20 protein-coding genes and 1 other RNA gene are annotated in these 21,070 nt (G+C 59.6%); 5 read left to right on the forward strand and 16 right to left on the reverse strand.

The genetic code is table 11. The features are described 5' to 3' along the window. Nucleotides 1-180: 180 nt before the first annotated feature. A complete protein-coding gene (locus tag KOL99_RS08655; protein ID WP_216510053.1) occupies nt 181-675 on the reverse strand; it encodes a cytochrome P460 family protein in 495 nt (164 codons plus the stop codon). A 251-nt stretch (nt 676-926) separates the two neighbouring features. Here KOL99_RS08655 and KOL99_RS08660 point away from each other — a divergent pair, with 251 nt between their 5' ends. Then, nucleotides 927-1,826 (forward strand): YceI family protein, encoded by a 900-nt coding sequence (locus KOL99_RS08660; RefSeq protein WP_216510054.1) that lies wholly within the window; start codon nt 927-929, stop codon nt 1,824-1,826. A gap of 7 nt (nt 1,827-1,833) precedes the next feature. Here KOL99_RS08660 and KOL99_RS08665 read toward each other — a convergent pair whose 3' ends face one another. The 8 genes from KOL99_RS08665 to KOL99_RS08700 all read right to left on the reverse strand — a co-directional run bounded on the left by KOL99_RS08665 (nt 1,834) and on the right by KOL99_RS08700 (nt 10,197). Then, nucleotides 1,834-4,998, reverse strand: a complete 3,165-nt coding sequence (locus tag KOL99_RS08665) for a PocR ligand-binding domain-containing protein (protein WP_216510055.1) — start codon at nt 4,996-4,998, stop codon at nt 1,834-1,836. Between the two features lie 258 nt (nt 4,999-5,256). Continuing rightward, a complete protein-coding gene (locus KOL99_RS08670; protein ID WP_216510056.1) occupies nt 5,257-5,790 on the reverse strand; it encodes a hypothetical protein in 534 nt (177 codons plus the stop codon). A 221-nt stretch (nt 5,791-6,011) separates the two neighbouring features. Next, nucleotides 6,012-6,698 carry a cytochrome c biogenesis CcdA family protein gene (locus KOL99_RS08675; RefSeq protein WP_216510057.1) on the reverse strand — a complete coding sequence of 229 codons (687 nt, stop codon included), beginning with the start codon at nt 6,696-6,698 and terminating at the stop codon, nt 6,012-6,014. After that, nucleotides 6,695-7,072: a thioredoxin family protein gene (locus KOL99_RS08680; RefSeq protein WP_216510058.1), complete on the reverse strand. Its 378-nt coding sequence runs from the start codon at nt 7,070-7,072 to the stop codon at nt 6,695-6,697. The genes KOL99_RS08675 and KOL99_RS08680 overlap by 4 nt, the downstream gene beginning before the upstream one ends. After that, nucleotides 7,069-7,299 carry a thioredoxin family protein gene (locus KOL99_RS08685; RefSeq protein ID WP_216510059.1) on the reverse strand — a complete coding sequence of 77 codons (231 nt, stop codon included), beginning with the start codon at nt 7,297-7,299 and terminating at the stop codon, nt 7,069-7,071. Before KOL99_RS08685 ends, KOL99_RS08680 begins: the two co-directional genes overlap by 4 nt. Nucleotides 7,300-7,311: 12 nt before the next feature. Continuing rightward, nucleotides 7,312-8,259: a permease gene (locus tag KOL99_RS08690; protein ID WP_216510060.1), complete on the reverse strand. Its 948-nt coding sequence runs from the start codon at nt 8,257-8,259 to the stop codon at nt 7,312-7,314. 134 nt (nt 8,260-8,393) lie between these two features. Then, nucleotides 8,394-8,732: an ArsR/SmtB family transcription factor gene (locus KOL99_RS08695; protein WP_216510061.1), complete on the reverse strand. Its 339-nt coding sequence runs from the start codon at nt 8,730-8,732 to the stop codon at nt 8,394-8,396. Between the two features lie 793 nt (nt 8,733-9,525). Then, nucleotides 9,526-10,197: a hypothetical protein gene (locus KOL99_RS08700; protein WP_216510062.1), complete on the reverse strand. Its 672-nt coding sequence runs from the start codon at nt 10,195-10,197 to the stop codon at nt 9,526-9,528. Between the two features lie 908 nt (nt 10,198-11,105). On the opposite strand from KOL99_RS08700, the gene KOL99_RS08705 reads away from it, so the two are divergent. Continuing rightward, nucleotides 11,106-11,393: a TFIIB-type zinc ribbon-containing protein gene (locus KOL99_RS08705; protein ID WP_216510063.1), complete on the forward strand. Its 288-nt coding sequence runs from the start codon at nt 11,106-11,108 to the stop codon at nt 11,391-11,393. Nucleotides 11,394-11,509: 116 nt separating this feature from the next. On the opposite strand, the gene KOL99_RS08710 is transcribed toward KOL99_RS08705, so the two are convergent. From KOL99_RS08710 to smpB, 5 genes are all read right to left on the reverse strand, one after another. Then, on the reverse strand, nt 11,510-11,941 hold the full coding sequence (locus KOL99_RS08710) for a hypothetical protein (protein WP_216510064.1): 432 nt from the start codon (nt 11,939-11,941) through the stop codon (nt 11,510-11,512). A gap of 41 nt (nt 11,942-11,982) precedes the next feature. Further along, complete coding sequence (locus KOL99_RS21795; RefSeq protein ID WP_268898914.1) at nt 11,983-12,117, reverse strand: hypothetical protein; 135 nt, start codon at nt 12,115-12,117, stop codon at nt 11,983-11,985. After that, a complete protein-coding gene (locus tag KOL99_RS08715) occupies nt 12,114-13,031 on the reverse strand; it encodes a DMT family transporter (RefSeq protein WP_216510065.1) in 918 nt (305 codons plus the stop codon). Before KOL99_RS08715 ends, KOL99_RS21795 begins: the two co-directional genes overlap by 4 nt. A gap of 279 nt (nt 13,032-13,310) precedes the next feature. Then, nucleotides 13,311-13,661, reverse strand: a transfer-messenger RNA (tmRNA) gene (gene ssrA / locus KOL99_RS08720). Nucleotides 13,662-13,681: 20 nt separating this feature from the next. Further along, the gene (gene smpB / locus KOL99_RS08725) at nt 13,682-14,155 is read right to left on the reverse strand and encodes an SsrA-binding protein SmpB (RefSeq protein ID WP_199394439.1); all 474 of its coding nucleotides are present in this window, start codon (nt 14,153-14,155) and stop codon (nt 13,682-13,684) included. A gap of 481 nt (nt 14,156-14,636) precedes the next feature. Between smpB and KOL99_RS08730 the strand changes: the two genes are divergently transcribed. The 3 genes from KOL99_RS08730 to KOL99_RS08740 all read left to right on the forward strand — a co-directional run bounded on the left by KOL99_RS08730 (nt 14,637) and on the right by KOL99_RS08740 (nt 19,109). Further along, nucleotides 14,637-15,266, forward strand: a complete 630-nt coding sequence (locus KOL99_RS08730; protein ID WP_236025899.1) for a hypothetical protein — start codon at nt 14,637-14,639, stop codon at nt 15,264-15,266. Nucleotides 15,267-15,365: 99 nt separating this feature from the next. Beyond that, the gene (locus KOL99_RS08735) at nt 15,366-16,631 is read left to right on the forward strand and encodes a PDC sensor domain-containing protein (protein ID WP_216510066.1); all 1,266 of its coding nucleotides are present in this window, start codon (nt 15,366-15,368) and stop codon (nt 16,629-16,631) included. Between the two features lie 87 nt (nt 16,632-16,718). Further along, nucleotides 16,719-19,109, forward strand: coding sequence for an ATP-binding protein (locus KOL99_RS08740; protein WP_216510067.1), 2,391 nt, complete (start codon nt 16,719-16,721; stop codon nt 19,107-19,109). A gap of 34 nt (nt 19,110-19,143) precedes the next feature. Here the strand turns inward: KOL99_RS08740 and KOL99_RS08745 are convergent, their stop codons facing one another. Both KOL99_RS08745 and panD read right to left on the reverse strand, forming a co-directional pair. Further along, nucleotides 19,144-20,385 carry an amidohydrolase family protein gene (locus KOL99_RS08745; protein WP_216510068.1) on the reverse strand — a complete coding sequence of 414 codons (1,242 nt, stop codon included), beginning with the start codon at nt 20,383-20,385 and terminating at the stop codon, nt 19,144-19,146. A gap of 278 nt (nt 20,386-20,663) precedes the next feature. Continuing rightward, entirely contained in the window at nt 20,664-21,068 is a 405-nt protein-coding gene (gene panD / locus KOL99_RS08750; protein WP_183351179.1) for an aspartate 1-decarboxylase, read from the reverse strand. Between the last annotated feature and the right edge of the window lie 2 nt (nt 21,069-21,070).

Consider the following 21,070-nt stretch of genomic DNA (forward strand, 5'->3'; position numbering starts at 1 on the left):
ACACCGCACGCGAACCCGCGTCCCCCCCTTGCGAAGGTCTTCGGGTAATTCCGGAAACACGCTGTTACAGTTCCCCTCCCGTCAAGGGAGGGGAGTTACGCGCGCTCTATTCCCGAAATTCCCGGATGAACCTTTGCGAAGGGGGAGGCGGGGGATTTACCTTTTCAAAAAGCCAGGCAGCTACGGCGTCTTGACCATGCTGGTGAACAGGTAGTCGTTACCCGCAACCGGCGTGTGACAGCCGAAACACTCGGCGACGAAGCCGCCATCCTTGCCGTAAGGCTGCAGCCGGTTTCCGACGAAACGGGCGAAGCCCCACCCCCCGGTATCCTTGTATTTCTTGGCATCCTTCACCATGAACTCGACCTGCACGAACGCGCCCGGTTCGGTCGCCACGGGAAAAGAAGGGTGCTTCTCCGCTTTCCAGGCCACCTTGGCCAGCACGCTCCCGTCCGGAAGCGGCCTGGTGCCGGCCTTCAGCGCTGCCACCGCGATCTCGTTCCCCGTGATGACCCGGATCTGCCCCTTGTCCTCCCGGTACGACGGCGCGACCACCTTCCAGGACAGGTAGTCGGGATACAGCGCGATGCCGTTGGGAGCGACCGGACGGTCGGCCGCGGCGACCGAACCTGCTACCGACAAGGCTACGACACAGGCAATCAGCTTTTTCCTCATAGCGTCCTCCTTCATGCGAGATGGTGAGCGTTGCACCTGACACGGGAAAGCAGTTGAACCGGGACCGCCAGACACAGCCGACCTGCAAACAATATCAAAAAGGTGATCCGCGTAAAGCTGCCAGGATTCAAATACTGGGGGCGGTACGGGACACCTTGGTTCTGAAGTTTCTGAAATCGGTTGAAGTGTTAAAATAAGAGGATGGATCGGTGCCTGAAGTCATTACCGCTGGAGAACAAGAGGGATGAGACATGAAGACGACCACCTGTGCAGAACTGAAGGACCTGTTGACCTCCGGCGCCATTGTCATCGACGTCATGACGCCCGAGGATTACGCCGCCTGCCATTTGGCAGGTGCACATAACGCCTGCATCTACGAAATGGTGTTCCTGGACCGCGTCGCTGAACTGGTTCCGGAGCGGAACACCGAACTGGTCCTGTACGACGCAACCGGGAGCAGGCTCACCGCCGAGGTGGCGGGTGATCGCCTGGTTCAGGCAGGGTATCGAAACGTTTCCGTCCTGGAAGGAGGACTCGCCGCCCTGAAAGCGGCCGGCCTTCCCGTTGAGACCGGAGCGAAACCGCCGACCGACGCGGGACGTTGCGACGGGAGCTACCTGATCGATGCGGAAAGGAGTTCGCTGGAGTGGATCGGACGCAACCTGAACAACCGCCACCACGGCACCATTGGCGTGCAGGGAGGCGAGCTGGTGCTGAGCGACGGCAGGCTCACCGCCGGCTCCATAGTGCTGGACATGACCAGCATCCAAAACCGCGATCTGCAGGACCCTTACTGGCGTGACCTCCTGGTGAGTCACCTGAAATCCGTGGATTTCTTCGCCGTCGAGCGCTTCCCCACCGCCTCGTTCCGGCTCACCCGCTGGGAGCCCGAAAGCTCGGGACCGCCCGAAGCGCCGGAGGGGACCGTGATCGGCGAGCTCACCATCCGGGGCATCACCCGGCCGGTGGGCTTCCCCGCCATAGTGGCGCCCCAGGAAGACGGCAGTATCAAGGCCCATGCCCATTTCGACATCGACCGCACCCTGTGGGACGCCGGCTACGGCTCAGGAAAGCTCTTCGAGCGTCTCGGCATGCATCTCGTGCACGACCTGGTCACCCTGGAACTGTTCATCCTGGCGCTGCGGAAATGATTGTTTCTCAACGATCCAGTATCTCCCTGACCTTGCGCAACAGCTCCATCGGCTGCACCGGTTTCATGATCAGCTCGATGCCGTCCTCCGAGACCCCCCTGTTCTGGATGAAGTCGGCGGTGTAGCCGCTGGAGTAGAGCACCTTCACCCCCGGCTGCAGCGAGGAGATCTCGTCGTAGGCCTCCTTGCCGTTCTTCTTGGGCATGATCATGTCCATGAGGATCATGGCGATCCTGTCCCTGTTCGCGACGAACCGCTCCACCACGTCCTGGCCGTCCACCGCCTGGATCACCTCGTAGCCGTAGCGGCTCAGGATGGAAACCACGAGCTCGCGAACCTCGGCGTCGTCCTCGGCTAAAAGGATCGTTTCGCTCCCCCCCTGCACCGGCTGCACCGGCTCGGCCTGCCCCCCCTCGCCTTTTCGCGCCGTTTCCTCGACCGGCAGGTAGATCCTGAAAGTGGTTCCGCGCCCGGGCTCGCTGTAGACGTTGATGACACCGTTGTGCTGCTTGACGATGCCGTAGACGATGGCCATGCCGAGGCCGGTCCCCTTGCCGACCTCCTTGGTGGTGTAGAAGGGTTCGAAGATCCTCTTGCGTGTCTCCTGGTCCATGCCGCTGCCGCTGTCCGACACGGTGACCACGGCGTAGCTTCCCGGTTCCGCGCGCCCGAGTTCGTGGTCGAAGGGGGCCTCCACCGCCTGCAGCCCGGTCTCGATGGTGAGGACGCCCCCTTTGGGCATCGAGTCGCGGGCGTTGGTGGCCAGGTTGATGAGGACCTGTTCCAGCTGTCCCGCGTCGGCGAGCACGACCAGGCGCTCGGCGAAGGTAACCGTCCTCAGGTGGATGTCCTCCCCGATGACCCTGAGGATGAACTTCCTGAAATTCTCGATGATGTCGTTTAGGTCCACGGGTTGCAGGTTGATCACCTGCTTGCGGCTGAACGCCAGCAACCCCTTGGTCAGCTGGGCGGCACGGTCCGCCGAGGAGAGGATGTGGTCGACCCATTGCCGCTGCTGCTCGGCGAGCCCCTGCTCCATCATGAGCATGTTGCCGTAGCCGCTGATCACCTGCAGGATGTTGTTGAAGTCGTGGGCGACGCCCCCCGCCAACTGCCCCACCGCCTCCATTTTCTGCGACTGGCGGAGCTGCTCCTCGAGGTGGATGCGCTCGGCGAGTATCCGCGACAGCTTGATTGAGGTGAAACTGAGCGTGGAAACCATCCGGGTCAGTTCGGCGTAAAACTTCATCCCGGCGTCGACCGCCGCCCGGCTGAAGCGCGGCACCCGCTCCAGCGCCGCGAGGTACTCCTTCTCGTCGAAGCCGTAACGCCTCGCCTGCTCGCGGAACAGCTCCAGGTCGGGCGGCTCGTCCTCGTAGAAGAACTGGCCGATGAAGACGTTGCCGACGTGTCGTCCCCCCACTTCGATGGGGGTCACCATGTCCCACATGTTGTTCTTGCAGCGGTACAGCTTGTACGTCCCGACCGCCACCCCGCTGGTGAGAACCGTGTCGCTTTCAAGGCAGTTCTTGCACGCCTCGGGATGAAGCCGGTGGAACTTGGTGCAGATGTCCTGCCACCCCACCGCGACCAGCACCTTGCCCGAAACATCGAGCACCGCGCCCAACATCCCGGTGAGCTGGTAGAAATTCTCCATCATGGACTGCAGCATGTCGCTGTCGATGATGTCCGAGAGCTCCAGGGCGCCGATGTCCCCCTCGGGTTCCATGATCGCCTTCAGCCGGTGCCGGACGCTCTCCTCGCTCGCCTTCAGGGCCTGTTCCGCCCTCCTGCGCTCCTCGACCTCCTCCTCCAGGATCGCGGTCTGCTCCTCCAAGAGCGCCGTCTGTTCCTGCAGCGACAACTGGGCCATCTCGCGCTCCGCCAGTTCCTCCTCGAGCTGCGTAGTCTTTTTCTTCACCTCGTCCTCGAGCAGCTTGCGCTCGGTGATGTCGGTCGAGATGCCGCACAGGCCGTACACGGCGCCGGTTTCGTCCTTGAGCGGGATCTTCACGGTCCAGTAGGTGCGCGGCTGGTCGTCGCCTGCGCTCAGGTCGGTCTCTTCCCGCTTGACGGTGACCTCCTCCTCGAGCACCGGCCGGTCGCTCACCCTGATCTCGCGCACCGATTCCGGCGAGAAGAACGCAGCGTCGGTCCGGCCCAGGATCTCGTCCTCGGAGTGGCCGAAGAGTTCGCAGACCTTGCGGTTGACGTAGCTGTAGCGGTAGTCGGTGTCCTTTATGAAGATGCAGGCGCCGACGTTGTCGAGGATGGTGTCCAGGCGCAGCTTGCTCTCGCGCAGCGCGCTCTCGGCGGCTTTGCGCTCGCGGCTGCGCCGGTAGAAGAAGTAGGCGGCGAGGCAGAGCACCAAAAGCGCGAAGGGGAGCAGGTACTTCAGCATGTCCGTGAAGGTCGGCTCCTTCGCTTCGTAGACGCCGAACCACTTCTGGTACAGCTCGTCGTAGTCGCCGTCGGCCTTGGTCAGTGCCAGCCCCTCGTTGAGCGCGGCGAGGAGGTCGGTCTCCCCCTTGTGCACCCCGAAGGTGAACTTCTGCGCGTAACCGGCCTTGGCATCGAGGGCTTTCACGTTGCCGATCTTCAGCTCCTTGAGCGTCTGCAGACCGGCGAGCTTACTGACCAGCATGGCGTCGTGCTTGCCGGAGGCGAGGAGCCTCAGCCCTTCCGCCGCGTCCGAAACCAGCACGAGCTGCTTCTGCCATCCCCTGGAGAGCGCGTACTCGTGGGCCAGGTCGGACTTGAACACGATGATGGACTTGCCGGCGAGATCCTCCTCGGAACGGATCCGGGAGTCCCCCTTGCGCACGAAGATGGCGCCGTTGACGGTGACGTGGGGGACGCTGAAATCGGTGTAACGATGACGCTCCGGCGAGGTGGCGATGTTGACCAGGACGTCCACCTTCCCGTCCTTGAACTCCTGGAGCAGCTCGCCCCACGGCCTCACTCGCATGGTGTAGGTGAGCCCCGCCTCGCGGGCCACCTCCTTCCAGAGCTCCACGGCGAAACCGCCGGCCGTGTCATCGGTGCTCCCTGTGGAGAAGGGGGGGAAGTTCTCCTCACTGCCGACAACCAGCGTCTTGTGCAGGTGATCGGCAGCGGTCGCGGCGGCGACGGAGGCGAGCAGGCAGGCGATGACGATGAGACGTTTGAGCATTGCGGGTCCTCTGGTTGATGTGAAGAGAAAGATCCTCATAGGGAATGCGCTGAAAGTAAAACCGCTCCACAGGAACTGGCGTTGACTGTCTAATGAGTATCAGCCGTCCGAGTCAAGATAAGATAACAGAGAATGATAAAGCGTAAAGGGGTGGCTACATCAGGAAAATACTACCAAAGGAATTTTTTCCGCGGCAGGGAGAGCGGAACAAACGGTGGGACCTGCTATCAGCTCACGAACAACGGGCGGCGACCCCGTTCAGGCCTCGTCGCGGGTCGGACCGCACAGCTGGCAGCCGTCGCAGGGGCGATGGACCACGTTGTAGAGCACGAAGAATATCGTCGCCATGAAGACGGCGGCGAGGACGTTGTTGCCGCCGAGAAGATCCTCGGCCTGGAACATGCGCCCCGCGAGCGCCACCCCGCGCAGATCCGAGGCCGCGGCGGCGAGTTTGCCAAGCCCCAGGTAGAGGCAGCCGCCGAGAACCAGCGCGGCGAGCGCGTTGGCGGCCTTGGTCATCAGGTAGTGGCAGGAGAAGACGGCGCGCTTTTCGGCCAGGCAGATGATGGCGCCGGTGACGATGCAGAAGCCGGCGCTGGGCAACAGGAGATAGCACACCAGTTCGATGGTCGACTGGTTGAGGGCGGCGCTCTCCATTTTTCGCGATGAGGATGTGTAGATGTGCAGCAGGTAGAGAAGCATGGCCCCGCTCCCCGCCAGGACGGCGGAGGAAAGCATGTGGGCCTGTTTGAGGGCCGCGGTCATCGCGGCGTACAGTGGCAGAGAACGCATCATGGCATCCCTAAACGCCGCCGAAATCGCTACGGGTATCGACGGCTGCAGAACCGCGGGCCCGATCGGGCCCAGCTACTTCGATTCGTCGCGTACGGGAATTGCTCGGATGCATCGGCGGCTGCAGGTTCCCTCTCGCCCTGCCGATAGCGTATACACTATTCTCTTTAACAAGTAAACAGCAAAGGCGCTGCTCCGGCAGAAGCGCCCCGGCCCGACGGCTAGAACCCGTTCCAGACCAGGTAGATGCCGACCAGGGCAACGATGGCGCCGCCGACCCGCTTGGACCAGGCCGAGAAGCTCAAAACTCCCCGCGCCGCGGCAAACGATTCCACGAAGCCGGTGAACGTGCCCGCCGCCAGCATCAGCATGCAATGCCCCACCGCGTAGGTGAACAGGAGCGCTACGCCGTAGAGGACCTCTCCCTTGGTGGCGACGACGGTGAGCAGAACGACGAGGACGGGAGTGGCGCAGGGCGAGGAGACCACGCCGAAGAAAAGGCCCAGCAGGAAGGCGCCGATCGCTCCCCCCTGCCTGGGCCGGTAGTCGAACCGCAGCGGCAGACGCACCTCGTAGAACCCCATGAGCTGCCCCCCCATCACCAGCGCAACGATCCCGGCAACGAGGTACCACCGGCCTCCCACCGTGCCGAACATGGTGCCGAACCACCCGGCGGCCGCGCCGAACGCGGTGAAGGTGAGCGAAAGCCCCACGACGAATGCCAGGGACAACGTGAAGGCCCGACGGCGGTCGCCGTCGGCATAGCCGCCGACGAAACCGACCACGAGCGGAATGGTAGCCAGCACGCAGGGCGAGGCCGAAGACAGCACTCCCGCCAGGAACACCGCGCCGAAGGCGATCAGCGGGTAGGTCGAGACGATCAGCCCGACGTCGTCGAGGATGGTCACCGCAGTCCCGCCGCCTTCAACTCTTTGACGATGTCCGCCTTCTCCAGCGCCCCGACGTGCCGCTTCACCTCGCGCCCCTTGGCGTCGAAGAAGATCTGGGTGGGAATCATCTGGATCCTGAACCGTTCCGCTGCGGCCTGGTCGGCGTGGACGTCGATGAAGAGCACCGATGCCTTGCCCCGGTACTCGGAAAAAAGCTGCTCAAGGACCGGGGCCATCTGCCGGCACGGGATGCAGGTGCGCGCCCCCAGGTCGATGACGGTCGGCTTCCCCGAGGCGAGCGCCTTGCGGATGACGGCGTCGGAAGCGGAGGGGAGCTCGGCATGGGCGGTGGCGGCGACGAGGAGAGCTGCCGCGAGGATTAGCCGCCTCATGACAGCAACCCGACGATCTCGGCGACCGTGGCCACCTTCCCCGAAACCTTCACCTGCCCGTCGACGACCAGCGCCGGCGTGCTCATCACGCCGTACTTCATGATGGTGGGAATATCCTGGACCTTGACCACCTCGGCGCTCTTGCCGCTCTCCTGCAAGGCCTGTCTGGTGTTTTCGTAGAGCGTCGTGCACTTGGCGCAACCGGTTCCCAGCACTTCGATTTTCATCGCAATCTCCTTTTACAGTATGGTGTTGAACAGATAACCGACCACGATGATGGCCACCGCGACGGTGCCGAAAAAGGTCGCCAGCAGTCTCGTCTTCAGGACGTTCTTCAGGATGACCGCCTCCGGAAAGGAGAGGGCCGTCACCGCCATCATGAAGGCCAGCACCGTGCCGATGGGGAGCCCTTTTTCCATGAGGGCCTGCACGATCGGGATGATGCCGGCCGCGTTGCTGTAGAGCGGCACGCCGATGATGACCGCGACCGGCACGGCCAACGGGTTGTCCCTCCCCGCGTAACGAAGGAGCAGGTCCTCCGGCGCATAGCCGTGGATGAAGGCCCCGAGGCCGATCCCCACGACGACGTACGGCCATATCTTCCTGAGCAGGCTGACGGTGTAGTCGCGCGCGTCGGCGAGCTTCTCCCTGAAGCTCCGCTCCTGTATCTCGGAGGCACCGACCTTGATCTCCCAGACATAGTCCTGGACATAGCGTTCCATCTCGAGCCTGCCGATCACGATGCCGGCCAGGATAGCCACCAACACCCCGGAAACGATGTAGATGGTCGCGATCTTCCAGCCGAACAGGCCCCACAGCATGATGAGCGCCACCTCGTTCACCATGGGCGAGGAGATAAGGAAGGAAAAGGTGACCCCGAGCGGGATGCCCGATTCGACGAAACCGATGAACAGGGGGACGGCCGAGCAGGAGCAAAACGGGGTGACTATGCCCAAAAGGGCGGCGAGGACGTTGCCGACGTACTCGCGATTGTGGGACAGGATGCGCCGGGTGCGCTCGGGCGAAAAGTAGGAGCGGATCACGGCGACGACATAGACGATGGTGGTCAGCAGCAGGAATATCTTCACCGTGTCGTAGATGAAGAAGTCGAGCGCCTCCCCCAGGGGACTCCTGGGGTCCATCCCCAGCGTGGTGAAGACCAAGTCGTCAGCTAAATCCTTGAGCATCTACAATCCTTGCCGCCCCCATCGGATCGGAATCCGCAGGCTCGTGACGGACGGGGGCCTCGCCCCGGAATGGTACGAGCTCGCGGCGGCAGTTCCTTCCATCCGGATTAACGGATACGTGGGGGCAAAAAAAATCAGGCGCAGCTGGCGCCTTCGGAAAACGAGGCGAGTCTCCTGATGTCGTCAGCGATGGCCGGGATTTCCGGAAGCCGGGCGCGGAGCACCTCGGCAATGTCGTGCTGCAGCGCGTTGTCGGTGGAGATGGAGTAATAGATCCAGACCCCTACCCTCCTGTCGATGACCCACCCTGCCCCTTTCAGGTAGGCGAGATGCCTGGACACCGTGGACTGGGGCAACTGCAGCGTCGCGGTCAGGTCGCAGACGCAAAGTTCTCCGGCGCTGAGCAGGAGCGCCAGGAGCCGGAGTCGCGTTTCGTCGGCGAGCGCCTTTAATTGTTGCATCTGTTTTTTCATGGCTGACATTATATCCGGATATCCGAATATGTCAACACAAGGTCATCACTTCGCCCCGCCGCCCGCGTTTCCACCATTGTCCTGCGAGACGTTGGCAACCTTTTTGAGCGTGAACGCTGCCCCCCCCAAGATGTCGCGATCTTTTGGCGCTTAAACTTATCTTATCGCTGTTTGAAAAAATCTTTTTGAAGTTCGAGCGCCGGTTTGTGGAATTGAAACTCCGCTTCGTGACGTTGTCGCGAAATTTTTGCGCTTAAACTCATCTCACCGAGGTTTGAAAAAATCTTTTTGGAGTTCGAGCGTCGGTTTGCGAGTTTGAAATTTCGATTTGCGAAGTTGTCGTGAACTTTTTGCGTTTAAACTCATCTGACCGAGGTTTGAAAAAATCTTTTTGGAGTTCGAGCGTCCATTTCAGAATTTGAAATTTCGATTCGTGAAGTCGTCGCGAACTTTTTGCGCTTAAACTCATCTGACCGAGATTTGAAAAAATCTTTTTGGAGTTCGAGCGTCGTTTTTTGAAATTGAAACTTCGATCCGTGAAGTTGGCGCTAACTTTTTGAGTTTAAACGTATCTTACCGAGGTATGAAAATATCTTTTTGAAGTTGAAACGCCGATTCGTGAAATTGAAACTTCGATTGATGAAGTTGTCAAAAACTTTCCGCGCGTGCACGTATCTTCAGAAGATTGGCGCTTCATTTGGGTATTGAAAGGCGTGTGGAAACAAGGAGGGAGGGGGCGAAGCTTCGGCCTGCCGAGGTGGCGGCAGGCCGAAGCGGTGGGATGGGGTAAGGTTCACAAAACGATGATGGAAACCGGCTGGGACCAAGGTCCCAGCCCCTCCGGGCGATCGGTCCTCATCCTCACGTAGTACTTGTTCGCCGGTTCGAGGTTCCTTTGGAGGATCCTGCCGCAACTCGAGTAATGCCCGCCTGGGTTGTACCAGCTCTCTTCCGAAGTGGGCTCCCCCTTGCAGAGATTGATCATGTACGGCCCCCCGCCCCGCACATGACGGCCCATAATTATGATCGCCCCCGACTCGTTTCTGACCCGTTTCAGCTCCAGGCGTATCTCGACCTGTTGCGGAGACAGCTGTTTGCGGGAACTCTTCTGGTAAGTCTCCTTGATGGGCAGGTTCAAGGCACGGAGGATGCCGGGGTCCTTCAGGTGGATCGCAATGGTCTTAACGTAGCTGACGGAGGCGTGCATTTCGAGCTCCGAGAGATCCCGAATTGCCTGGCGCTTTTTCTGGAGCAGGGTGTCACCGCGGTCTGCCCCAACGCTCAGTTCTTTCATGGTTGTCACATGATCCCGGAACCTCTGCCCGGGGTGGATGTGTGCCGGCCGGTTCTCGTTGTACAGCTGACAGGCATCGAGTGCATCCGCAAAACCGTGAAGGATTACAAAGTATTGGGGGAAAGGCTGCCTTCGCAAATTCAATTCCACGATGTCGTACTGGTGGGGCATGGGCACCTCCGTTCAAATTTATTAACAGCCGCCAAGTTTTATTAGCAGATGCCAATATATCCGATCTCGCAGGCGTGTCAAGAAACGGAGCAGCACCGGGTCGTTTTTCCCTTAAGCCGAGCATCGGGCCGGAGCAAATCGCCTGCGCCCAACGCACTCCGGCAGCTTCAGCCCCCCGTCCCCGTCTTTGTGTGCGTACGAGATCCTGCGCCCCCTTGGCGGTCATCAACGCGTTACTCCGCCCATTCATCCTCTTCATCCATGTCAAGACCGGTACTGCGTGAAGTTATGCACTGCGACCTTGCAATTCGCAGTGTTTCATCTATAGTACGAAAACGCACAAGCTGAAGCGTTTTTAACAGTGGTGCCCATTACGAGCAAGGATGATCGTGACCATCTTATGAAAGTGGTATCTGTCATACTGATCATAGCCTACCTGTTGCTTCCCGCCCTCTGCTTCGGGCATCCCTGCGACGAGTTTTCAGCACATGCCGATCATAGTAGCATCGAGATTACCCAGTGCGATGAAAGCCCAGGGGACCATTCCGACAATTGCGAAACCGCCTGCTGCTGTGCTGGCCACGTCCCTACATCCTTGATCCATCCCCCCTACTTCGACATCACCGACCATCCTCTGTCCAAAGAACCCTATCTGGCCCTGCCACGCATGCTGGACAAGATATTCGTCCCTCCGGAAAATCACGCCGCAGTCGCACGCCATCACTGTTAAGAACCCCTCTTGTTGCTACGCCCGTTTTGCCGAAAGCATCACAGGCAGTAAAACCACATCAAACCGCTGAATACCGGCTGTCCTCGGCAACGCGTTCCTTGCTATTAGGCATCAGTGGCGCGAGTAAGCCGAAAAGTCTTTATGGGATTGACAGCAGGTAACAACTAGGAGAGAACGTATGAAATGCCCGATATGTCCAGGAGTCGAACTCAAAATAGCTGAGCGCCAGGGAGTGGAAATCGATTACTGCCCCGAATGCCGGGGTGTCTGGCTTGACCGGGGAGAACTGGATAAGATCATCGACCGATCATTTGCGCCGGCAACAACCAGTGCTCCAGTGGAACAACAGAATTACCAAGCGCCATCACATCGGCAGCATCATAGGGAAGACCATCATGATGGCCACGGCTATCAGCAAAGTGGCTATCACAAGAGAAAATCATGGCTGTCTGAGTTGTTTGATTAGCGGTTTATTCTAACCGAGTCAGGCTTGCGCTGTTGCAAGGTCCGTTGTCAGTTCAAGGTTGCAACATCGCAAGCCTGGCCACAGATTCTCCCATCGTCCTCAAAAAACATCATACTTTAGGGCACAGTCCAGTCGAAACTCTGCATCCAGTTCACGCCACCGTCACCGCCATCGGAGCCGTTGTACTTGTAGGTGAACTTCAGCTGCATGCCTGGCTCCACAGGAACCGCAAGCTTGACGCTGAAGGGAAAGGTCCCGTCCTGCCTGACCTGGCGCGGGATGACGAAGCAGACGTTGCGTGCTCTTGTTTCCCCTGCGGCATCGACTGCCGCGATCCAGATCTCGATCCCTTCCATGAAGGCGTAGCGGAGATTTTTCCCCACCCCCTCGACAACCGTCTCCATTCCCGCCTGCTTCAATTCCCACGCCAAGGCCAGGTCGAACTGCGAATAGCTAAACGGCAGGGACGCGAAGCGCTCGCCGTTCACATCGCTGTGCGTCGTGTTACCGCTGAAGATGGTGGAGAGAAATAGCCAAAGCTTTCGCATTTATCTGTACCTCCGAGGTACACGACGATGGTAACTGGCCCTTACCCCTTAAGATTCTTATTGGCGAGGAACCGGTACAGCGGAACCGGCATGAAGACCTTGCCGATTCTCCGGGAGAGATAAGCCGCCAGCAGGAAGGGAATGATGAGGATGTGCTCGTCGGTCATCACGTTCACGCCGTCTTGGCGCTGCTCCTTACTTGGATGACAAAATTGCAGAGTTCCGAGCAGAGGATGCCGGCCAGCATCAGGGCACAGCCTAACAACCCGCGGGATCCCAGCACCTCGCCAAGGAAGAACCACCCCCAGGTAGCGGCGAACACACCCTCGGCGCTCAGGATCACCGCCGTGTGCGCGGGATGTGCATCGCGCTGCGCCACCACCTGCATGGTGTAGGCAAAGCCCACGGAGATCAGGCCGCCGTAGAGGATGGGACGCCAGGCCGCAACCACCGTAGTGAGCGTCATGGACTCGAAGACGAACGCGGTGATAAGGCTCAGGACTGAGCAGACCGCGAACTGCAGGGCGGAAAGCTTGAAGGGGTCCAGGCGCGGAGAGAGCCAGCCGATCAGGAGCACGTGCCCCGCCCAGAAAACGGCACCGATCAGCTCCAAAAGATCACCGATGCCGATGGTGAAGTGGTCGGTGACGCTCAGAAAGAAAAGTCCGGCGGCAGCGAGGACGGCGCCGAGCCAGGTGCCGATGCTGGGCCGCTGTCCCCAGAAGGTTCCCAGCAGAGGAACGAGGACCACGTAAAGTCCGGTGATGAAACCGGCGTTACCCGCCGTGGTGTAGGCTATGCCGACCTGCTGCAGCGAAGCCCCCATGAAGAGCGCGCCTCCCGCCATCAGTCCGCCGTGAATCAGCGCGCGGGTACTGGCTTGCGGCAGGCTGCCGTGGTAGGGTCCCAGCCGGCGCCGATTCAGATACACCAGGGGGAGCAAAGAGAGGCTCCCCAGCGCGAAGCGGACGCCGTTGTAGGAAAACGGCCCCAGGAAATCGAGTCCCTTGCGCTGCGCGACGAACCCGCCGCCCCAGATGGCGGCGATCAGGAGGAGTAGGAGATCGGACTTGATGGTTTTGGCCTGCATGATGTTCCTTAAGCGGTAAGTGGTGTCGCGCGGCGCGGTCGGCCAGTGTCACCGCTTTTGCCTGGAAAGTCAAGGGGGACCGGGAGGGACATCGAGAGAATCAGAAGGGCTTTATTCGGAAGGCTTGGCCGGAGCCGTTTTGTATTTTTCAAAGACGACGGCCTTGGCGTCATCGGTGAAACCGAGATAGGTAATTAACTTCCAGGGGAGGTACAACCTCCGCCAAAAGCAAAAGGCTCCGGCTGGCACTGGCGTGCCAACCGAAGCCTTGGCGGAGGTTGGTGGAGGTGGCGGGAATCGAACCCGCGTCCGAGAATCGTACACATAAGGCGTCTACATGCTTATACCTGTTTTTACTTTAGCCGCTCGGGACTCCACAGGCCGGGATTCCCGATTGCCGATTCCGCTAAATTTCGCCGCAGGGCCACGGACTCTCCCTGAAACTATCCCACTGAATGACGTTCTATCCTCCCACGTGGGAGATGGCAGGTAGAACGTTAGCAGGTTATTAAGCTGCTAAAGCGTAATCGTAATTGTCGGCGCTTAATGCGTCCCGGATTGTTTAACGAGCCACCCGGACCTCGGCATGCAACCTTAGCTTCTTACCCCCGTCGAAACCTTTACACCCCCCTAAAACCTTAAATTTTAACTTAGTCCCTGTCCCTGGATCCTCGGTTTCTTTCTTTCAGCGCGACCACGACGTCGCGCCGCATGTCCTTCTCCTTCATGACTTCGCGCTTGTCGTAGTTCTTCTTGCCCTTGGCGAGTCCCAGTTCGGTCTTGACCTTGCCGTCCTTGAAGTATACCCGAAGCGGGATCAGCGTGTAGCCTTGCTCCCTGATCTTGGAGAAGAGCTTCACGATCTCCTTCTTGTGCAACAACAGCTTCCGCATCCGGTCCGGATCGTGGTTTTCCCGGTTCCCGAAATCGTACGGGTTGATGTGAAAGTTGTGCAGGAAGGCCTCGCCGTTCTTCACCATGGCGAAGGAGTCGTTTAGGTTGGCCTTGCCATTGCGCAGGGACTTTACCTCGGTCCCCTGCAGCACCATGCCCGCCTCGAAACGCTCTTCGATGAAGTAGTCATGGAAGGCCTTCTTGTTGTTGCAAATCAGCTTCTCACCCATAACGACTCATAGTACCAGAATCGCCTACAAAAGGACAGGGGGAAAAATATAAGGGTTTTTTTGCTTACGGCAGAAAATCTCTAACGAGCTCGACGACCTCCTGCAGTGCTCTGGAAATTAAAGTATCGATAACATCGAGGTGGAAAAGAAAGCCTCTGATCCCGGAAGTATGACCTGAGGCTTTCTTGCTCTTGGGACCTTGTCTGCTTTCCCACTTGAGCTTCAGCGCTGTGCGAGATGGCGGAGAAATACAATGCGGCAACAATCCTATTCTCACTTCATGACAGGGACAGGAAGTACTGTATAATCGAAGCTAATTCCTTTATCCACATCAACCTTTCTCTAAGTTGCAAGTCTTGATCGATTGCCGGAACTAAGTCAGTTTCGAGGTATCTTCTTTCCTATAAAAATTACTCTTTCCGCTCGATCGTCGGGCCGAGGGCGTGCAAGCTGTCCAACCTATTGCACATCGGAGACCGGCATGAGCCCCAACGTTGACGAACTGATCCGGAAAATGCACGACCTCGAGGAAGAGCTGGAGGTCGAGTACCACAACAGGCGAGCGCAGTTCGATTTCACCATCAACGAGAAGCGGGTCCGCTTCGCCGAAGAGGTGGCCCGCCAGCAACGCCGACTCAAGACCGGCCTGTTCAGGTATATCCTGGAGGCACGACTCCTCAACGTCATTTCCGCGCCGCTCATTTATCTTGGCTTCGTGCCATTCATCGTGCTTGACCTGTATCTTTTCCTGTACCAGTCGATCTGTTTCCCCATTTACGGGATTCACAAGGTGAAACGCTCAGACTACCTGGTCTTTGACCGGGAAGATCTTCAGTACCTGAACATTATCGAGAAATTCAACTGTTTCTACTGCTCGTACGGCAACGGTCTGGCGGCATTGGTCAGGGAGATCGGCGCACGGACCGAGCAATACTGGTGCCCGATAAAGCACGCCCGGCGCATTCGCGACGCCCACAGCCGCTATCCCCGTTTCTTCGAGTTCGGCGACGCCGAGACCTACGGCAAAGGTTTGGAACGGATAAGGAATGCGCTGCGTGCGACCTCAAAAAATAATTCTGGCAGTACAACTGGCAGCATCGACGGCAAATAATCCTACTCTCGCTGCAATGACAGTGACAGAAAGTGCTGTATAATCTAATGCTAATTTCATCTTCCACATTGATTTTTCTGTCACAGAGGCAATTCGCGAATGGCGAACACTGAACCAGGCCACACTCCACCCCGGGACAAAGACAGTTTCTTCTCCAGCCTGGTGGTGGGAGTGCTGTTGTTCAACGTCTTCGCCTACCTCATGGTGGGCAACTCCCTCTACAACAGCCGCAAGCACTACGACAAGCTTGCGGAAGTGACTACGCAAAACCTCGCCAGATCCCTCGAGTCGAACGTCTCAGACATCCTGGACAAGATGAACATCGTCCTTTTCTCGGTCGGCGAAGAGGCACAAGAACAAATCGCCTCGCGCGGCATCGACAAGGGAGCGTTGAGCGCTTACGCCAGGCAACAGGTCCAGGTACTGCCGGAAGCCGACAAGATCGCCATCACCGACCCCTCCGGCAACGTTCTTTGCGGCAGCGACGGCACCACCGCCTCCGTCAATATCAGCGACCGTGACTATTTCCGAAGACTCAGCAACGGCCTCGACGAACAACTGGTGGTTTCCAACCTGCTGCAGGAGAAAATTACGGGCAAATGGATGATCATCGCCGCCAGACGCTACAACAACATGGACGGTTCCTTCGCGGGGGTGGTGGTTGGTAGAATCGATGTCGCCTACTTCGACAAACTCCTCGCTCACCTCGATATAGGCAAGTACGGCGCCGTCGGCGTTCGGGATACGGATTTCAAGCTGGTCGCCCTGCACCCGAAGGGGAAGGAGGCGGCAAGCCAGATCGGCTCCAACGTGATCTCCCAAAAGACACGCGACATGATCCTCGCCAACCCGGTAACCGCCACCTACAAGACGGTCTTCGCGCGGGACAAAAAGGAGCGGATGGTCACCTTCCGCAAGATCGCCAAGTATCCCTATTACATCTTTGCTACCATCTCGCCGGCCGACTACATGACCTCCTGGCGCAAGGAAGCCGCGGTGGGGCTGGTGCTGATGTTGCTCTTCACCACCATGACGGTGGCCTCCGCGCGTTTTCTTTACAAGAGCAAGATGAGCGCCCTGCTCCACGCCGAGGCCAAGCGCTACGGCGACGAGATGAAGCAGCAAAACGAGGAACTCAACGCTGCGCTGGCCAGGATCAAGCGCCTGGAAGGGATTATCTCGATCTGTTCCTACTGCAAGAAGATCCGCACCGAGGAAGATTCATGGCAACAGCTCGAAATGTATTTCAGCGAGCATTCCGACGCCATGTTCAGTCACGGCATCTGCCCGGACTGTGCCGCCGACCAGCAACGGATCTTCAAGGAGGTGGCACTGTCCCACAAGGACTTCACCAAATACCCCTAAACGTGCACCAGCAATCTGCCGAATACTACTTCATACAGTGATGACAATCCGAACGCAAAGACCGACTCAGCCTAGGCGGTGACCCAGATGTTCTCCCGACTCTCCACGACCAGGCGATACGCCCTCTCGCTATGCTTCATCTGGGTTTTGCTCATCGCCGTATCGCTGGCGTGGTTCTACGTTCAGCACAGAAATAACCTCGATGAAGTCGCCAAGGCGCAGGCCCGCATCGCCTTCGAGAAGGACCTGCTGTACCGTAAGTGGGCGTCCCAACACGGCGGCGTCTACGTCCCCGTCACCCCACACACCCAACCCAACCCCTACCTGGCCCATATCCCGGAACGTGACATCACGACTCCCTCGGGCAAGCAACTGACCCTCATCAACCCGGCGTACATGACGCGCCAGGTTTTCGAACTGGCTGAGACAGAAAAACAGATCGCCAGGGGACACATCACCAGCTTGAACCCGATCAGGGGTGAAAACGCCCCCGACGCGTGGGAACGAAAGGCTCTTGAGGCCTTTGAAAATGGGGCGCAGGAGGTGAGCGAGGTGGTGACGCTGGACGGCCGCCGCTTCATCAGGTTCATGCGGCCTTTCAAGGTCGAGATCTCGTGCCTGAAGTGCCATGCCGCCCAAGGCTACAAAAAGGGCGACATCCGGGGCGGCATCAGCGTGACGGTGCCGCTCACGCTCTTCTCGGCTGGCTCTAACCAGGTGCTCGCCAGCACCGCGGCGACCCTTCTGCTGATAGGTAGCGCGGGATTATGCCTGATCCTCTTGGGGGCCAGGAAGATTTCGCAAAGCTCAAGGCGCCTGGAAGAGACCAATGCCGAACTGTTGAACGAGGTGACCGAACGCGAGATCGCCCAGGAACAGCTCCGGGAGCAGGCCACTCTCCTGGAGGAGGAAGTTGCCGAACGCCAGGCGGCCCAGGAGGAGGCGGTAGCGAACCAGAGGACGCTGCAGCTGATCATGGATTCTACCCATGCCGCCATCTACGGGATAGACACGGCGGGGAGATGCATCTTCGCCAACAGGACCTGCCTCAAGCTTACCGGCTACGACAACCTGGACGACTTGCTCGGCAAGAACATGCACGACATCATACACCACACCCAACCCAACGGGCTCCCCGCGCCGGTGGCGCAATGCAACATCTTTAGGGCCTTCAACGAAGGTGCAGGGTGCACCGTGCGCGACGAGGTGTTCTGGCGCAAGGACGGCACCTCTTTCCCGGTGGAGTACTCCTCGTATCCCATCGTGAACGACGGGGTTATCGAGGGCGCCGTGGTCAGCTTCGTCGATCTCACCGAGCGCATCGCCCTGGAGGCGCAGCTGCGCCAGGCGCAGAAAATGGAGGCAGTGGGACAACTGGCCGGCGGAGTCGCCCACGATTTCAACAACGTGCTGCAGGTGATCAGCGGCTACGGCAGCATCTTGAAGCTGGATGAAAGGCTCGACGAGCGGCAGAAACAGGAAGTCGACCAGATCCTTTTGGCGGCGGAGCGGGCGGCGCAACTGACCAGGGGACTGTTGGCGTTCAGCCGCAAACAGGTGATCACGCTGGCACCGGTGAATCTCAACGACGTGGTGGAGAGCGTCCGGAAGTTCCTGGTGCGCATCATCGGCGAGGACATCCAGCTGAAAACGACGCCCAGCACGGCAAGCCTGTACATCATGGCAGACCTGGGGCAAATGGAGCAGGTCCTCATCAACTTGGCGACCAACGCCAGGGACGCCATGTCCAAAGGTGGCGTGCTCGCCATAGAAACGGGGAGCCAGGAGGTGGAATCCCCGCTGGACCAGGAATCGGGGGAGCACAAGCAGGGCCACTACGCGGTGCTGACCGTCTCCGACACCGGTTGCGGCATGGATACGGAGACCTGCAAGAGGATCTTCGAGCCGTTCTACACCACCAAGGAGGTCAGCAAGGGAACCGGGCTGGGGTTGGCCATCGTGTACGGCATCGTGAAGCAGCATAACGGCTTCATCAACGTCTACAGCGAACCCGACCACGGCACCACCTTCAGGATCTACCTCCCCATCTACCACTCGGACGCGGTCCGGGGCCATGACGACGGCAGGCAGGCCGCGCCGCCGCAGGGAGGGAGCGAGACGATACTGGTCGCCGAGGACGACGAAGGGGTGCGCAACCTGGTCGTCTCGGTATTGACGCGCTTTGGCTACCGCGTGATCCAGGCGGTGGATGGCCAGGACGCGGTGGAGAAGTATCTCGCGCACCGGGACGAGATCGACATGATCCTGATGGACCTGATCATGCCGCGCAAAAACGGCAAGGAAGCCTACGACGAGATCGCCGAGCAGGCCCCCGGGACGAAGGTGTTGTTCGCCAGCGGCTATACGGCGGATTTCATCCAGAAACGCGGGGTGCCCGAGGAGGGAATCGATCTGATCATGAAGCCGATCCAGCCGATGGAACTTTTACAGAGGGTACGGGAGGTCCTGGACGCGTGAGGGGGACGGTGGAGATCAGGCGGCGCCGAGTTTTTTACTGCGGCGCCGCTCCGGCAACATAAACACGCTCGAGACGCCCCTTGGCGAGGACGGTCGCCTCGATGCCGGCGCCGGCGGCGACGTTGCAGCCGCCAAGGACCAGGAAATCCGCCCGTTTCCCGACTTCAAGGGATCCGGTGTCGGAATCGATCTGCAGCGCCCGGGCGCCACCGAGCGTTGCCATGGCGAGAAGGTCCTGGCAACTGAAGACGCCGGGGGCTATCTGCTCGAGGAAACGGATCTCGTCCCAAAGCGAGAGCGAATCGTTGCTGGCGAGCGAGTCGGTACCGAGGGCGAGCGGCAGCCCGGCTTCCTTTAACAGCTTGTGCGGAGCGCAGCCCACGAAGAGACGGTCGTTGCTGCGCGGGCAAAGGACGACGCTCACGCCGCGCTCCTTGAGGATGGAGACGTCGTTGGGGGTGACATGGACCGCGTGCACCGCCAGGGTGGCGGAGTCCAGCACGCCCAGCTCGTCCAGGTAACGGGTCGAGGTAGTGCGCATCGGGTGTGGCAGGTACTGCTCCCAGTGCGCCATCGGGTAGAGCAGTTCGGCAATGTCGCCGGTCGTGTCATGCATGAAGGCGGCTTCTGCCGCGGTTTCGGAGAGATGCACCGCCTTGGGCGCGCCCAGCTTCCCGGAAAGATCCTGCAGGCAGCGGAACAGTTTCGCGGAAACGGTGTGGGGCGCGTGCGGGGAAAGACCGGGAAGAAGCCCTCCCTGCAAGTTCTCGAGCGTCGCTTCTATCCGCGCCACCACCGTGTCGCATAAAAGGGGGTCGTGCCCGATCGCCTCCAGGAACAGCCTGCCGGTAAGCACCGTGTCGCGGTACAGGGGCACCAGGGAAAGATCGGAGAGAATGTCCCCCACGGCGGTGGTGCCGGATTCCACGCACAGCCTCATCCCTTCCCGCGCCGAGTGCTCCAGCTCTCCCGGCTCCAGAGACCGCTTTATTTTCACCACCTGCTGAATCCATTCCACGTAGCGCTTGGGAAGATAGTCGAGGTCCTTGCGGACTTTCCAGGCGGAGAAATGGGTAAGCTCGAGATGGGTGTGCGCGTTCACCATGCCCGGCATGAGCACCGACTCGTGCAGGTCGGTGACCGGCGCGGAGAACTGCGCGCGCAACTCGTTGATCTTGCCGACCGCGACGATGCGGCCGTCTTTCACGGCGAGGGCACCCCCCTCTATGGGCGGAGAGGAAATGGGGAGCAGGTAGGAAGCGGCATATATTCTCATTCGAAAACCCCGCACAGCAAAGAAGCTTTACCACAGAGGACACGGAGGATCACTGAGGTCTCAGAGGAAAACCACAGGAGCATAGTTTAACAGGTTCTGTGCTCGAGGCTAATGGGAAAGAAGCGGCGAGGCGACCCTCACCCCGCCCCTCTCCCAGAGGGAGAGTGAGATTGAGAGGCAACAGGGGGGGCAGAGGGCTCCTTACTGAAAGAGCTAAAAGAAAAAGACGCTGACGAATTATCTATCCATCAGCGTCCCTTGTTGCTGCTTCGATGACGCTAGTTCTTCCAGTGCACGCTCTTCAGGGTGGCCTGGCCGGCGGCTTCCTTGCGGGTGGGGAGCATCTTGTTCTTCTCGTCGACGAAGACCAGCTTGGGCTCATGGGCGATGGCCTCGGCGTTCTCCATGTTGACGAAGCTCGCGATGATCACCAGGTCCTGCGGAGCGACCAGACGCGCCGCCGCGCCGTTGATGCAGATGACGCCGGAACCGCGCTCCCCCTCGATGGCGTAGGTCTCGAAACGGCTGCCGTTGGTGACGTCCCAGATGCAGACGGCCTCGTACGGGATGATGTCGGCCGCTTCCATGAGATCGAGATCGATGGTGATGCTCCCCTCGTAATGCAGGTCGGCACCGGTGACGGTGGCGCGGTGAATCTTGCTCTTCAGCATCTTCCTGTCCATAT

Origin of the sequence: Geomonas azotofigens, assembly GCF_018919395.1 — a bacterium.
Lineage (GTDB): Bacteria > Desulfobacterota > Desulfuromonadia > Geobacterales > Geobacteraceae > Geomonas > Geomonas azotofigens.

Excerpts from the sequence above, each read along its gene's own strand:
- KOL99_RS08670 (WP_216510056.1), bottom strand. The coding sequence starts at position 5,790 with ATGCGTTCTCTGCCACTGTACGCCGCGATGACCGCGGCCCTCAAACAG.
- KOL99_RS08695 (WP_216510061.1), bottom strand. The coding sequence starts at position 8,732 with ATGAAAAAACAGATGCAACAATTAAAGGCGCTCGCCGACGAAACGCGA.
- KOL99_RS08690 (WP_216510060.1), bottom strand. The coding sequence starts at position 8,259 with ATGCTCAAGGATTTAGCTGACGACTTGGTCTTCACCACGCTGGGGATG.
- KOL99_RS08685 (WP_216510059.1), bottom strand. The coding sequence starts at position 7,299 with ATGAAAATCGAAGTGCTGGGAACCGGTTGCGCCAAGTGCACGACGCTC.
- KOL99_RS08715 (WP_216510065.1), bottom strand. The coding sequence starts at position 13,031 with ATGCAGGCCAAAACCATCAAGTCCGATCTCCTACTCCTCCTGATCGCC.
- KOL99_RS08730 (WP_236025899.1), top strand. The coding sequence starts at position 14,637 with ATGAGCCCCAACGTTGACGAACTGATCCGGAAAATGCACGACCTCGAG.
- KOL99_RS08655 (WP_216510053.1), bottom strand. The coding sequence starts at position 675 with ATGAGGAAAAAGCTGATTGCCTGTGTCGTAGCCTTGTCGGTAGCAGGT.
- KOL99_RS08665 (WP_216510055.1), bottom strand. The coding sequence starts at position 4,998 with ATGCTCAAACGTCTCATCGTCATCGCCTGCCTGCTCGCCTCCGTCGCC.
- smpB (WP_199394439.1), bottom strand. The coding sequence starts at position 14,155 with ATGGGTGAGAAGCTGATTTGCAACAACAAGAAGGCCTTCCATGACTAC.
- KOL99_RS08705 (WP_216510063.1), top strand. The coding sequence starts at position 11,106 with ATGAAATGCCCGATATGTCCAGGAGTCGAACTCAAAATAGCTGAGCGC.
- KOL99_RS08710 (WP_216510064.1), bottom strand. The coding sequence starts at position 11,941 with ATGCGAAAGCTTTGGCTATTTCTCTCCACCATCTTCAGCGGTAACACG.
- KOL99_RS08660 (WP_216510054.1), top strand. The coding sequence starts at position 927 with ATGAAGACGACCACCTGTGCAGAACTGAAGGACCTGTTGACCTCCGGC.
- KOL99_RS08735 (WP_216510066.1), top strand. The coding sequence starts at position 15,366 with ATGGCGAACACTGAACCAGGCCACACTCCACCCCGGGACAAAGACAGT.
- KOL99_RS08745 (WP_216510068.1), bottom strand. The coding sequence starts at position 20,385 with ATGAGAATATATGCCGCTTCCTACCTGCTCCCCATTTCCTCTCCGCCC.
- KOL99_RS08700 (WP_216510062.1), bottom strand. The coding sequence starts at position 10,197 with ATGCCCCACCAGTACGACATCGTGGAATTGAATTTGCGAAGGCAGCCT.
- KOL99_RS08740 (WP_216510067.1), top strand. The coding sequence starts at position 16,719 with ATGTTCTCCCGACTCTCCACGACCAGGCGATACGCCCTCTCGCTATGC.
- KOL99_RS08680 (WP_216510058.1), bottom strand. The coding sequence starts at position 7,072 with ATGAGGCGGCTAATCCTCGCGGCAGCTCTCCTCGTCGCCGCCACCGCC.
- panD (WP_183351179.1), bottom strand. The coding sequence starts at position 21,068 with ATGGACAGGAAGATGCTGAAGAGCAAGATTCACCGCGCCACCGTCACC.